The organism is Nitratireductor indicus C115, assembly GCF_000300515.1.
Lineage (GTDB): Bacteria > Pseudomonadota > Alphaproteobacteria > Rhizobiales > Rhizobiaceae > Nitratireductor > Nitratireductor indicus.
The window spans coordinates 139876-153241 of sequence record NZ_AMSI01000009.1 but is presented as its reverse complement, the minus strand read 5'-3'; the positions used below and the strand labels follow the sequence as shown (position 1 = coordinate 153241).

The 13366-nt window shown below is 61.1% G+C and carries 14 protein-coding genes; 8 read left to right on the top strand and 6 right to left on the bottom strand.

Annotation, left to right across the window (positions count from 1 at the left end; genetic code table 11):
* Positions 1-66: 66 nt before the first annotated feature.
* The gene (ccmA, locus tag NA8A_RS14420; RefSeq protein WP_009451058.1) at positions 67-678 is read right to left on the bottom strand and encodes a heme ABC exporter ATP-binding protein CcmA; all 612 of its coding nucleotides are present in this window, start codon (positions 676-678) and stop codon (positions 67-69) included.
* Between the two features lie 25 nt (positions 679-703).
* Here ccmA and NA8A_RS14415 point away from each other — a divergent pair, with 25 nt between their 5' ends.
* The 4 genes from NA8A_RS14415 to NA8A_RS14400 all read left to right on the top strand — a co-directional run bounded on the left by NA8A_RS14415 (position 704) and on the right by NA8A_RS14400 (position 5568).
* Positions 704-907: a hypothetical protein gene (locus NA8A_RS14415; protein WP_009451057.1), complete on the top strand. Its 204-nt coding sequence runs from the start codon at positions 704-706 to the stop codon at positions 905-907.
* A gap of 54 nt (positions 908-961) precedes the next feature.
* Positions 962-3655: an aconitate hydratase AcnA gene (gene acnA / locus NA8A_RS14410; RefSeq protein WP_009451055.1), complete on the top strand. Its 2694-nt coding sequence runs from the start codon at positions 962-964 to the stop codon at positions 3653-3655.
* 236 nt (positions 3656-3891) lie between these two features.
* Positions 3892-4665 carry a DUF1223 domain-containing protein gene (locus tag NA8A_RS14405; RefSeq protein WP_009451054.1) on the top strand — a complete coding sequence of 258 codons (774 nt, stop codon included), beginning with the start codon at positions 3892-3894 and terminating at the stop codon, positions 4663-4665.
* Between the two features lie 516 nt (positions 4666-5181).
* Positions 5182-5568: a DUF2794 domain-containing protein gene (locus tag NA8A_RS14400; protein WP_009451053.1), complete on the top strand. Its 387-nt coding sequence runs from the start codon at positions 5182-5184 to the stop codon at positions 5566-5568.
* A gap of 100 nt (positions 5569-5668) precedes the next feature.
* On the opposite strand, the gene NA8A_RS14395 is transcribed toward NA8A_RS14400, so the two are convergent.
* The 4 genes from NA8A_RS14395 to NA8A_RS14380 form a co-directional block, all read right to left on the bottom strand.
* Complete coding sequence (locus NA8A_RS14395) at positions 5669-6244, bottom strand: GNAT family N-acetyltransferase (protein WP_009451052.1); 576 nt, start codon at positions 6242-6244, stop codon at positions 5669-5671.
* Positions 6245-6330: 86 nt separating this feature from the next.
* Positions 6331-7071 carry a Bax inhibitor-1/YccA family protein gene (locus NA8A_RS14390; protein ID WP_009451051.1) on the bottom strand — a complete coding sequence of 247 codons (741 nt, stop codon included), beginning with the start codon at positions 7069-7071 and terminating at the stop codon, positions 6331-6333.
* Positions 7072-7286: 215 nt separating this feature from the next.
* Positions 7287-9836, bottom strand: a complete 2550-nt coding sequence (locus NA8A_RS14385) for an ABC transporter permease (protein WP_009451050.1) — start codon at positions 9834-9836, stop codon at positions 7287-7289.
* Positions 9833-10534, bottom strand: coding sequence for an ABC transporter ATP-binding protein (locus NA8A_RS14380; protein ID WP_009451049.1), 702 nt, complete (start codon positions 10532-10534; stop codon positions 9833-9835). Before NA8A_RS14380 ends, NA8A_RS14385 begins: the two co-directional genes overlap by 4 nt.
* 79 nt (positions 10535-10613) lie before the next feature.
* Between NA8A_RS14380 and NA8A_RS14375 the strand changes: the two genes are divergently transcribed.
* Both NA8A_RS14375 and thpR read left to right on the top strand, forming a co-directional pair.
* Complete coding sequence (locus NA8A_RS14375; RefSeq protein WP_009451048.1) at positions 10614-11282, top strand: arylesterase; 669 nt, start codon at positions 10614-10616, stop codon at positions 11280-11282.
* Between the two features lie 79 nt (positions 11283-11361).
* Positions 11362-11961, top strand: a complete 600-nt coding sequence (gene thpR / locus NA8A_RS14370) for an RNA 2',3'-cyclic phosphodiesterase (RefSeq protein ID WP_009451047.1) — start codon at positions 11362-11364, stop codon at positions 11959-11961.
* On the opposite strand, the gene NA8A_RS14365 is transcribed toward thpR, so the two are convergent.
* Positions 11910-12383 (bottom strand): low molecular weight protein-tyrosine-phosphatase, encoded by a 474-nt coding sequence (locus tag NA8A_RS14365; RefSeq protein WP_009451046.1) that lies wholly within the window; start codon positions 12381-12383, stop codon positions 11910-11912. The genes thpR and NA8A_RS14365 overlap by 52 nt on opposite strands.
* Before the next feature lie 73 nt (positions 12384-12456).
* Here NA8A_RS14365 and NA8A_RS14360 point away from each other — a divergent pair, with 73 nt between their 5' ends.
* Positions 12457-12750, top strand: a complete 294-nt coding sequence (locus NA8A_RS14360; protein WP_009451045.1) for a 4a-hydroxytetrahydrobiopterin dehydratase — start codon at positions 12457-12459, stop codon at positions 12748-12750.
* A 68-nt stretch (positions 12751-12818) separates the two neighbouring features.
* Positions 12819-13199, top strand: a complete 381-nt coding sequence (locus tag NA8A_RS14355) for a YkvA family protein (protein WP_009451044.1) — start codon at positions 12819-12821, stop codon at positions 13197-13199.
* Positions 13200-13366: the final 167 nt, after the last annotated feature.

Here is a 13366-nt window from a genome sequence, read left to right as displayed (position 1 = left end):
TGGCAGCGCATTCACGAAAAAAGTACTGGCTCGATGTCCCCACCGCCCGGCGAAAAAACTCCGAAGTCATAGTTCCGCCCCCCGCATGGCAAGTTCGCGAGCGCCATTCAGGCCCAATGGCAGATGCGTGGCGGCGACGATCAGGCCTCCGTCCTCGAGATGCACGCCCATGAGTTCGGCGAACTGCTTCTCCGAGGCCCTGTCAAGCCCGGATGTCGGCTCATCGAGCAGCCATACGGGCCGGTAACTCACCAGCAACCGGGCAATCGCCGCGCGTCGTCTCTGGCCGGTGGACAGATAGCCGAACGGCAAATGACCGATCCCGTCGAGCCCGACCATCTCCAGCGCTTCATGCGGGTCGAGATGGGGATTGCCGAGGAACCGCTGCCAGAAGGCGAGATTCTCCATCACGCTGAGCGCCGCCTTCATGGCGTTGCGATGGCCCAGATAATGGCAGGCAGCGGCGGAGTCGGGCCAGTCTTCCCCCCCTCCACTGAACGATACCTGCCCCTCCGCCGGAGGCAAAAGGCCGCAGAGCACCCGCAGAAGCGTGGATTTTCCGGCGCCGTTCGGCCCCGTCACCATCAGTGCCTCGCCGCTGCCGAGCGCGAAGGAAACCCCCGAAAACACGGTTTCTCCCCCCCGCTCACCGCTCAATTCCTCGGCGATCAGCCGCATTTCGTCCTGTGGTTCCGGCAAGGCTATGATCCTGAATCTGCTCGATGAGGCAGTTTTGCTCAATATCGGTATGGAACTCTTTTTAGAAATTCTCTATATGCCGGACAACCACGCCAGCGGTCGGCGTGTAATTCTTTGTGCCGATACCCGCGCGCGCGCCGCCTTTAACGGCCCGGGACGCTTGGGGGCGGACAGCGGAAATGACCGTACCCGCACCTTTTGCGCGTGATGCCTAGAGGAGTCCGTTCCCGTTTCGGATGAACAGACCAGGATAGGATCGCTCGTGACCAAATCACTCGACAGTTTCAATTGCCGCCGCACCCTCAAAGTGGGCGATGCCGAGTATGTCTATTTTGACTTGAAAGAGGCCGAAAAGAACGGCCTCGCCGGCATCTCGCGCCTGCCCTTCTCCATGAAGGTGCTTCTGGAAAACCTCCTGCGCAACGAAGACGGACGCTCGGTCACCAAGTCCGATATCGAAGCGGTTGCCGCCTGGCTCGAAGACCGCGGCACGGCCGGTCATGAAATCGCCTACCGCCCGGCCCGCGTCCTCATGCAGGATTTCACCGGCGTTCCCGCCGTGGTCGACCTCGCAGCCATGCGCGACGCCATGGTGTCGCTGGGTGGTGACCCGCAGAAGATCAACCCGCTGGTTCCCGTCGATCTGGTCATCGACCACTCGGTCATCGTCGACGAGTTCGGCACGCCGAAGGCCTTCGCCCGCAATGTGGAGCTGGAATACCAGCGCAACGGCGAGCGCTACCGCTTCCTGAAATGGGGCCAGAAGGCGTTCAAGAATTTCCGCGTCGTGCCGCCCGGTACCGGTATCTGCCACCAGGTGAACCTGGAATATCTCGGCCAGACCGTCTGGACGAAGGAAGAGAACGGCGAAACCGTTGCCTACCCTGACACCTGCGTGGGCACCGATTCGCACACCACCATGATCAACGGCCTGGGCGTTCTGGGTTGGGGCGTGGGTGGCATCGAGGCTGAAGCCGCCATGCTCGGCCAGCCGGTCTCCATGCTCCTGCCGGAAGTCATCGGCTTCAAGCTGACCGGCAAGCTTAAGGAAGGCGTAACCGCAACCGATCTGGTGCTGACCGTCGTCCAGATGCTGCGCAAGAAGGGTGTGGTCGGCAAGTTCGTCGAGTTCTTCGGCGATGGCCTGGATCATCTGACGCTGGCCGACGCCGCCACCATCGGCAATATGGGTCCGGAATACGGCGCGACCTGCGGCTTCTTCCCGGTCGATTCGGAGACGCTCAACTACCTCAATGTTTCGGGCCGTTCCAAGGAGCGTATCGCTCTGGTTGAAGCCTATTCCCGCGCACAGGGCATGTTCCGTGAGACGGGCAGCGAGCATCCGGTGTTCACCGATACGCTCGAGCTCGATCTCGGCGACGTCGTACCGTCCATGGCCGGCCCGAAGCGCCCCGAGGGCCGTATTCCGCTCGATGGCATTGCCTCCGGCTTCGCCGAATCGCTCGAGAAGGAGTACAAGAAGGACGGTGCCAGCCTTGGCAAGCGCTGGCAGGTCGAGGGCGAGGAATATGACCTCGGTCACGGCGATGTGGCGATTGCCGCCATCACCTCCTGCACCAACACCTCCAACCCGAGCGTGCTGATCGGCGCCGGCCTTCTGGCCCGCAACGCCAACCGGCTCGGCCTCAAGCAGAAGCCGTGGGTGAAGACCTCTCTCGCCCCCGGCAGCCAGGTGGTGGCCGAATATCTGGAGAAATCCGGCCTGCAGAAGGAACTCGACCAGATCGGCTTCAACCTCGTCGGCTTCGGCTGCACGACCTGCATCGGTAACTCCGGCCCGCTTCCCGGTCCCGTCTCCAAGACGATCAACGACAAGGGCCTGATCGCCGCCGGCGTGCTCTCCGGAAACCGCAACTTCGAGGGCCGTATTTCGCCCGACGTGCAGGCCAACTACCTGGCCTCCCCGCCGCTGGTTGTCGCCTATGCGCTTGCCGGCTCGGTGACGAAGGACCTGACCAAGGAGCCCATCGGCCAGGACAAGGACGGCAACGACGTCTTCCTGAAGGATATCTGGCCTTCCAACCAGGAGATCCAGGAGTTCATCCAGAAGAACGTCACCCGCGACCTCTTCGAGAAGAAATACGCCGAGGTCTTCAAGGGCGACGAGAACTGGCAGGCCGTGCAGGTGCCGGAAGGCGAGACCTATGCCTGGGACGACCAGTCGACCTATGTGCAGAACCCGCCCTATTTCACGGGCATGAAGAAGACGGCTGGCGATGTCAGCGACATCAAGGGTGCACGCATCCTCGGCCTGTTCGGCGACAAGATCACCACCGACCACATCTCTCCGGCCGGCTCCATCAAGGCGGCTTCCCCCGCCGGCAAATATCTGATGGACCATGGCGTGGGCGTTGCCGACTTCAACCAGTACGGCACGCGCCGCGGCAACCATGAAGTGATGATGCGGGGCACCTTCGCCAACATCCGCATCCGCAACTTCATGCTGGGCGAAAACGGCACCGAGGGCGGCTTTACGATCCACTATCCTTCCAAGGAAGAGATGTCGATCTATGACGCTGCCATGGAATACCGCAAGGAAGGTGTGCCGCTGGTCGTCTTTGCCGGCGTCGAGTATGGCAACGGCTCCTCGCGCGACTGGGCTGCCAAGGGCACCAACCTGCTCGGCGTGCGCGCCGTGATCGCCCAGAGCTACGAGCGCATTCACCGCTCGAATCTGGTCGGCATGGGCGTCATTCCCTTCGTCTTCGCCGAAAAGACGAGCTGGCAGGAACTGGGCCTGAAGGGCGACGAGACGGTCACGATCGACGGTCTCGACGACATCAAGCCGCGCGCAACCATGAACGCCAAAATCGCCTATGCGGACGGCAGCGTGAAGGAGGTTCCGCTCCTTTGCCGTATCGATACGCTGGACGAGCTTGAGTATTTCAAGAACGGCGGCATCCTCCAGTACGTCCTGCGCGACCTCGCCGCATAAGCCGACTGACATCTTCATTGAAAGGCCGCCGGAGCGATCCGGCGGCCTTTTTTGTGCCATTGGGTTGGAGGTCCGCCCCTTGAAGCCCTTTTGCAGTCGGGCGCAATCGCCTGACGCTCGCATAAATGCGAAAGTGCTCGGCGCTCTCACCGGAACGTGACTTCAGCTTGAGCTTCTCAAGCCCCTATATTGCTGCCACAAAACGCACCTTCGACCGACTTCGGACGGAACGGAAAATGATCATGACGGGCAAACGGCGCCTTCCGGCTGCCGCATTATTGGGATTTGGCCTTGCCTTCGGCATGGCCGGCTTCGGTCACGCGCAAGAAACCGCAAGGCCGCTTGGCGTTGTCGAATTGTTCACGAGCCAGGGCTGCAATTCCTGCCCTCCGGCCGACAAGGTGCTGAGCGAACTTGCCGATCGTGATGATGTCATCGCCCTGTCCTATCACGTCGACTATTGGGACTATCTTGGCTGGAAGGACGGCATGGCAAGCCCGGACAACACCGAGCGCCAGCAGACCTACGCCCACTCTCTTGAAAGGGCCTCCGTCTACACACCGCAGGCGATCATCAACGGCCAGCGCGACGTGAACGGCGCGCGCCGCGACACCGTTCTGTCGACGCTGGATGGATTGTCGGGCGGAACGGGCGGCCTTCCCGTAACGATGGCCCTGCACGATACCGGCGACAGCATCGTGATCGATGCCGGGGACATGCCCGCTGCGAACGGCACGGCCTCCCTCAACGCTCATGTGCTGCTGATCGATTTTACCGCACGCCAGTCCGTAGCGATCCGCTCCGGCGAGAACGGCGGCAAGACGTTTGAATACCGCAATGCCGTGAAGCGCATTCAGACCGTCGGCATGTGGAACGGCCAGGCCAAGAGCATTGAGCTGCCCAAAAGCGAGATGATGAAGAAAGGGGACGGTTGCGCCGTCCTGTTGCAAGCCGTCGACAAGAAGGGACGTCTTGGACCGATCCTCGGTGCAGCCATGACCAGGCCCTGAGGCACAGTAGAACCAGGCAAGCCAGCTGCCGATTTTCAGCAAGATATGAGAGCCAGGAAGCGGAACAGTGCCGCTTCCCGACACGCAAAGCATCCACCGCTCTTTCGAGTGCGGCGGATGCCCATGATTGCTGTCGGGAAGACTGAGCTGGCTACACCAGCTGTTCGTTGCCGAGTTGGTTCGATCCGGCCATGATCCCGAGGGCGGGGGGGCTTGGGGTTTTCGGGATTTCTGTCCGGACCGAACCGTCTCAGGCAACAGGTGGATGCTCGCGGCACAATGGGGCGTGAGCTTGGACAAAATGCGGCGAGAATGTGGTGCGGCATCACCAATTCATTCAATTGGTGCCCAATTGTTACCGTTACCGGCCATTTCGTGGGTTGCGAATCGCTTTTTTTGAATGCCGGCTATCTTTCTCCAACCCATTGTTTCTTAAGGAAACTGTTTCCAGGCTTGCAAAATGGATACGGGCGGGCGAACCTTCTCTGTCACCAAACCGTCATTGAGGTGAAATGAATGAGCGAGGATGGCAGCAACGCGGAGGGGAAGGACGGGTCCGGGATATTGATCCCGCTGCACGAGGCGCGCAGCGCGCGAGCGGATATGCCTGTCACTTTCGAGCGGCGGGAACTCGACCACATATTGCGCCTTTACGGCCGCATGGTCGCTGCGGGGGAATGGCGCGACTACGCCATCGATCACCTGAAGGACCGCGCTGTTTTCTCCGTTTTCCGCCGCACCAGCGAAGTTCCGCTCTTCCAGATTGTCAAGGATCCGAAACTGACACGCAAACAGGGTGCCTACAGCGTGATCGCCGCCACCGGTGCCATATTGAAGCGCGGACATGAACTGCCTCGCGTTCTTACGGTCTTCGACAAGAAGCTTCGCCTGGTTTCCGGTTAGAGCATTTTGCAGCCAACCGGCGTCACCTGAGGTCCGCATACATCAGCAAAGAGGATTACTTCCTCCTGGCATAGGGCAAAAACGCCCAACCCCAGAAGCCTCAAGATGCACTCTTGCGATACATTTTTTCCGGCACAGACGCAGGATCGGGCGGCGTCCCAGCTCCTCCGTTCAGTTCCAGCTGCATGAACACGGTGTCCAGCCAGCGCTCGAACTTGTAGCCACTGCCCTTCAAAACGCCCGCATGTTCGAAGCCGAGCGCGGCATGCACGCCAACCGATGCGCGATGGTTGGTTCCATCGCCGATCACGGCCACGATCTGGCGAAAACCACTTGCGCGGCAGGCCTCGACCAGCGCGCCCAGAAGGCGGCGACCGACCCCTTTGCCTTGCGCCTCGGGCGCCAGATAGACGGAATCTTCCACCATGAACCGATAGGCTGGCCGGGCACGAAACGGGCCGGCATAGGCGTAGCCTAGAACATCCTCTCCCTGTAGAGCCACCAGATAGGGATAACCCTGGCCGACAAGGCTCTGCATTCGCGCCAGCATTTCCTTTTCGTCGGGGGCCTCGAGTTCGTAGGTTGCCGTTCCATGGTCAACCGCATGGGCATAGATGCGCGTGATGCTGGGTAAATCGTCCGGCGTGGCAGTTCGAAAAACGAGCGCGGTGGTCAATGTAAAAACTCTCGCTGGGAATGATTTCGGCAAAAAAAGAGGCGGCTCGAAAGCCGCCTCGATCTTACACATATCCGTCGCCGTTGTTACTCGCGATTGCCGAGGAACTGCAGCAGGAACATGAAAAGGTTGATGAAGTCGAGATACAGGCGCAGCGCGCCCATGATGGCCTTGCGGCCGGACACGGCGTCATCGTCACCCTCATAGTACATTTCCTTGATCTGCTGCGTGTCATAGGCGGTGAGGCCGGCAAACACGAGCACACCGATCACGGAGATCGCGAACTGCAGGGCAGTGGAGCCAAGGAACAGGTTCACGAGCGAAGCGATGATGATACCGATCAAGCCCATGAACAGGAACGAACCCATGCCTGACAGGTCACGCTTGGTCGTGTAGCCCCACAGCGACAGCGCCCCGAACGAGGCAGCCGTGATGAAGAAGGTGCGCACGATGCTCTGTCCCGTATAGACGAGGAAGATCGTCGACAGGGAGAGACCGACAAGGCCGGCATAGACCCAGAAGGTCGTCTGCGCGGCAGCAACGCTCATCGACTGGATGCGGAAGCTGAGGAAGAACACCAGCGCCAGCGGTGCAAAGATCACCACCCAGCGGAAGGCACTCGCATAGATCAGCTGGCCGAAACCTGTGAGCTGTCCGTCGGCAACGGCAAGATTGAAGGCCCCAAAGGCTGCAAGGCCGGTGATGGCCAGGCCGAGCGCCATGAGGTTGTAGACGCGGATCATGTAGGCGCGCAGGCCCTCGTCGATAGCCGCGTCGGCGCGGACGCCGGGCGTTACGCGGGCCTGATAGTTACGAAGGTCAGCCATAATTACCCCTTTCTGGCTCAATTCCCGTCCGGTGACGGCCGTCAGGCCGTGCGCCGCTGGCGGGAGTCCAGCATGCGTCTTCCAAATATGATGTCAGTTTGTGTTCGCGACAAGGCCCGAAACGCCCGGAATCGCAGGTGCGGCAACACTTCGCGCCCCTCCGGACCCTGCGGTTACGCATCGTGGTAAACGAATTTCGTCCCCACGGCCCGTGCTCACAGGTTCCGCAACACCGGCGCGGCTTTATGTCCAAGCACCCGCCAGGTGCCGATCAGCCCGAATCCCACGGTCAGAACCAGCGCCAGAACCACCGTCGAAAGCGCCACCTCGGGCAGGAAGCTCGACGGCAGGTTCATCACCTGCGAAACTACGAACCAAGCCGCAATTCCCCCCGCCAGAAGCGCGAACACTGCCGTTGCAAGGCCGATAAGCATATATTCGAGCGAGAAGGCCGCGATCAGGGTCCGCCGCGTGGCACCCAGCGTCTTCAGCACCACCGCATCGTGAATGCGAGCCCTGTTGCCGGCTGCAAGCGCCCCCGAAAGCACCAGAACGGACGCGATCAGCGCAACGGCGGCAGCGGCACGGATGGCCGTGGCGAGTTGGCCGAGCAATCCGTTCACCACATCGAGCGCATCCTTCACCCTCACCGTCGTGACGGTCGGAAAACTGCGCGTGACAGCGTTGAGAATCCTGGATTCGTCAGCCGGAGCAGCGTTTGCGTCCGTCAGCGTTGCCAGCCACGCATGCGGTGCACCGGCAAACGTGTTCGGCGAAAACACCATCACGAAATTGATTGCCAGCGTTTCCCACTCCACCCGCCTGAAACTGGCGATTTTCGCAGAAATGCTGCGGCCGAGCACATTGACGGTGATGGTGTCGCCGATCTTCAGGCCAAGTTCGGCGGCTTCCTCAGCCGAAAAGGAAACGAGCGGCTCGCCCTTATAATCGGCGGGCCACCACTCTCCCTCGGTCAAGGTCGCGTTTTCGGGGACATCGGCAGCATAGGTAATGCCCCGGTCTCCCCGCAACACCCAACCGCCTTCCGGCGGGATATTCAGATCGCGCACATTCACGCCATTGAGTGCCGTGATACGCCCGCGCAGCATCGGCACCTTCATCAGCTTGCCATCCGGCGCCTCTTTCCCGATCAGCGCGGTAAAATCGTCGACCGAATTGCTCTGGATATCGACGAAGAAGAAGTTCGGCGCCACCTCCGGCAAATTGCCCGTGATCTGCCGACGCAGATTGCCATCGATCAGCGCCAGCGTGGCCAGCAGCGTCAGGCCGAGCCCGAGCGACAACACCACGGAAGGGGTGAGCGCACCGGGTCGATGGATGTTGCCGAGCGCCAGTCGGAGCGGCGTGGAGGAAACGCGCGGGCTGCGTCGCGCCAGCCATTCCACCGCCAGCGCCACCGCGCGCAGGATCACGAAGGCTAAAACCGTCGCGCCCACGAAGATGGCCGCCATGCGGCGGTCGTCGGAAAACCATACCGCGAGCCCGGCAAGTCCTCCGGCGATTGCCACCGAAAGCACCACATAGACCGGCCGCGGCCAGCCCCGCCCTTCGATGCCCATTTCCCGGAAGAGCGCGGTGGCCGGCACATCCCGCGCCCGCCCCAGAGGCATCAGGGCAAAGATCAGCGTGATCATCAGGCCGAACAGCGTCGCGATCGCCAGGGCGGAGGGGTAGAAACCCCCATTCGCCGGCACGGGCAGCACGGTCGAAAGCATGGCCGAAGCCGCAAAGGGCATCAGGGCGGCGAGCACTAGGCCGGCTGCAATGCCGATGCCGGAAATCAGAAGGATTTGCACGAGATAGACGGTGAAGACGAAGCCGCCCGATGCCCCAAGGCTCTTGAAGGTGGCAATCACCGATCGTTTGCTGTCGAGATAGGCGCGGACCGCGTTCGCCACGCCGACGCCGCCGACCACCAGCGCCGTGAGGCCGACCAGCGTAAGGAACTGCGAGAACCGCTCGACATTGCTCGATAGCGAGGGCGCCGCATTGCTGCGGCTGCGTATGCTCCAGCCCGCATCGGGAAATGCCGTTCCGGCACGTTCGCGCGCTGCCTCCAGAGCCGCCTCATCCGCTCTCCCCGCAAGCCGCACCTTGTAGATATTGCGGATCAGGCTGCCCGGCTGCACGAGACCCGAGGCCTCCAGTGCCGGTAATGAGATGAGAAGACGCGGCGCAAAGCCGAAGCCGTCCGAAACCGCATCGGGCTCGCTCGCAAGAACGGCGCGCAGTTCGATCTCCTGCGTGCCAAGCATGATGCGGTCTCCGGGCTTGATGCCAAGCCGCTCGAAAAGCAGGTCGGGCGCCGCCGCGCCAAACACACCGTTCTGCGCCGCAAAGAGATCGTCATGGGAAAGCTGCGGCACGGTCTCCAGTGCCCCATACAGCGGATAGAGCCCGTCAACGGCCTTTACCTCCACCAGCGTCTGGTCCGAACCATCGGGCAGACGGGCCATGGATCGCATGGCGGCACTTTCCGAAACATCGCCAAGGCTCGAAAGGAAGGCGCGCTCGTCATCGCTCACGCGTCGCTGTGTCAGCGAGAACCGCAGATCTCCTGCAAGCAGCGACTGTCCCTGCGTTTCCACCGCATCGCCGATGGCGCGCGCAACGGAATTGACTCCGCCGATTGCCCCGACGCCAAGTGCGATACAGGCAATGAAGACGAAAAACCCCGCAAGACCGCCGCGCATCTCGCGCAACGAAAACCGGACGGCAAGGCGCAGCGTTCGCGAGAGGCTCATGCGCGCACTGCCTCGTGTTCCTGAGCCGCGGCCTCGATGCGCCCGGAGCGCATGGCGACCTGCCGCGCGCAGCGATCCGCCAGCGCAGGATCATGCGTAACGAGCACGAGCGATGTACCGCGCTCCCCGGCCTTGGCGAACAGCATGTCGGCGATCTGCCGGCCAGTCGCCTGGTCGAGATTGCCCGTCGGCTCGTCGGCAATCAGGATTGCCGGTCCTGGCGCAAGCGCTCGGGCAATCGCCACGCGCTGCTGCTCGCCGCCTGAAAGCTCACCGGGATAATGGGTCAGCCGCTCGCGAAGCCCGACCGCCGTCAGTTCCTGCTCGGCAACGCCGAACGGATCCGCATGGCCGGCGAGCTCGAGCGGCACCGCGACATTTTCCAGCGCGGTCATGTTCGGAATGAGGTGAAAGGATTGGAAGACAATGCCGATCGTGCGGCCGCGAAAGGCCGCAATCGCGTCTTCGCTGAGCCCGGTCAACGTCTTGCCGTTTATGCTGACCGTCCCGCTATCGACCCGCTCAAGCCCTGCCACGACCATCAGCAGCGTTGACTTGCCAGAACCCGAAGGTCCCACGATGGCAGTCGATTGCCCGCGCTCGACCGCAAGGCTGACACCCTTGAGAACATGGACCGACGATGCCCCTTCGCCAAGGGTCAGGGAAACGTTGTCCAGCTCGATCACGGGTTCTGTCACGGAAAAGACATCCTATATTGAAAGAAAACAACGCTGAGACCGGACAACCGGAGGCTTCGGCAAATATGGGTTATCCCGAATGGCATTCAAATCCCTTCCGCGTTTCGCCCACTTCACAAAGATTTCATCGTTTCTTCTTGGCCTGATGCTGTTTGCCGCAGCCGGTGCGGTTCAGGCCCAGCCGGTCACCATTGTCGGTTTCGGCGACAGCCTCATGGCCGGATATGGCCTGGGTCCCGGCGAAAGCTTTCCCGACAAGCTGGAAGCGGCGCTGAAGGATAAGGGCCTCGACGTCACGATAACCAATGCAGGGGTCTCGGGCGATACGACGAGCGGCGGTCTGGCGCGGCTCGAATGGTCGGTCCCCGAAGATGCCGACATCGTTCTCCTGGAGCTCGGCGCCAACGACATGTTGCGCGGCATCGCACCGGCTTCGAGTGAGGAAAATCTGGATGCCATGATCGGCAAGCTCACCGAGCGCGGGCAAACCGTGGTTCTGGCAGGCATGATGGCCGCCCCCAATCTCGGCGCCGATTATGCCGCAGCCTTCAACCCGATCTATCCGCGCCTCGCACAGAAATATGGATTGACGCTCATCCCATTCTTCCTGGACGGCGTGGCAGCCGAGCCCGATCTTCTCCTGGAAGACGGGATGCATCCCAATGCCGGTGGCGTGGACCTTATGGTCGAGCGCATACTGCCGGTCTTCGAGAAAGTGCTCGCCGGGCACACGCAGAAGGACACTTAAATCTTTCATAAGAAACCGCTTGCCCGCCGGGGCAATCGATGATTCGCTGTCCTTGACAGTGCGATTCGAGGAGGTTGCCATGCCGCGACTTTTCACCGCCCTCGAGATCCCGCGTGACGCCGCTTTGTCGTTGTCACTTCTACGCGGGGGCCTCCAAGGAGCTCGTTGGATCGACGTCGAGAATTATCACCTGACCTTGCGTTTCTTCGGAGATATCGAAGGCCACACGGCTGACGAGATCGCCAATGCGTTAGATCGGGTGCGGCGTCCGTCTTTCACCCTCAAGCTTTCCGGCGTCGGGGCTTTCGGGCAGAAAAAGCCGCACAGTATCTGGGCCGGCGTCTCCGCCTCGCCCGATCTCTATGCCCTTCAGGGCGAGATCGAGAGCATTTGCAGACGCTTGCGGCTGCCCCCCGATCCCCGCAAGTTCACCCCGCATGTAACGCTGGCGCGCTTGAAGAACGCCAATCCGCACGATGTAGCGACCTATCTGTCCGCACGCGGCAATTTCGCCTCCGTGCCCTTCACCGTCGGCCGTTTCGTACTTCTGTCGTCCCGTGCCTCGGTGGGCGGCGGTCCCTATATCGTCGAGGAGGCCTGGCCGCTGGTCGGCGGCGAAAGCGACCGTCAGTCGAGCTTTGCCAATAGCGCTTCCGAAGCCTCACGGATCATGTGGTAGACTGAAGCGAAACCGTCCTCTCCACCATAGTAAGGATCCGGTATGTCGAGCGCCCCGCCACCCGCATAATCGAGAAAAAGGTGGATCTTGCCCTGTGCGGCTTCCGGCGCACGCATGCGCAAGGTCTCCACATTGTTCCGATCCATACCGAGGATCAGGTCGAAGCGGCCGAAATCGCCAGCCGCCACCTGCCGTGCCCGCTGGGCCGAAATGTCCACGCCGTGGCGCTTTGCAATGGAAACTGAGCGGGGATCGGGGGCCTCACCCACATGCCAGGCCCCCGTACCGGCTGAATCCACCTGAAATGACGCTGCGTGCCCATGGTCGGCGACAACGCTGCGAAACACACCCTCAGCCAGCGGGGACCGGCAGATATTGCCGAGACAGACGAAAAGAATGGCAGTTTCGGGCTTTGCGTTCATGATCAGGGCGTTATCTTTCACGGTAAAGCTGGATTTTTGCTCCGGCCCTTGAGGCGTATCATGGAGAGGCACGATGGCAAGACAAAAGCTCGACCCCGAAACTGCGATGAAGGCACTCTCCGGTCTTGAAGGCTGGAAACTATCCGATGATGGCGGCTCCATTCGCCGCCGTTTCGTGTTCCGCGATTTCTCCGAAGCTTTCGCCTTCATGACCCGCTCGGCACTGGCCGCCGAGAAACTGAACCATCATCCCGACTGGTCGAATGTCTACAAGACCGTCGACGTCACCCTTTCCACCCACGATGCCGACGGCCTGACCGAGCTCGATTTCAAGCTGGCGGAAGCGATGAATGGATTTCTGGAATAACGATTCCGCCGCGAATTCTTGCATTCGGTCCATCCACCTCCCACATTTTCGCTGAACTGGAGATTGCGATGGACGACGTGAAAATCGGCGAAATCCTCGAACCGGTTGGAGCCGGAGAAAACAGGCGACGCGAGGAGCGCGTGCGCGAAAAGTTCTGGCGCACCCTGAAAAAGGCCGCGCGACAGGTCCCGTTCATCGAAGAACTCGTCGCAGGATATTACTGCGCTCTCGACAGCAACACGCCGTCCCGCGTGCGTGGTATCCTGTTGGCCGCGCTTGCTTATTTCGTTTTGCCTATCGATCTCGTTCCGGATTTCCTGCTCGGATTCGGCTTCACCGACGACATGGCCGTAATCGCTGCGGCGCTCAATGCAGTACGCAACAACATCACTCCGGCTCACCGTCTGGCCGCGCGCAGGGCGCTTGCAGAAGCCGAAATCGACCTCTGAACAGTCAAAATCTCGCCTTTTTCGTTCGTTTCAAACAGATATGAAGGGGTATTCGTTATTGGCCCGCTTTCGGCCAAGGCGAAATTCGGGGTTCAGCGCATGAAGATCTCTTGATTCGCTTCACGCTTTGGTAACCCAGATTAAGTAAAAATGAAGTGATCGAGGCT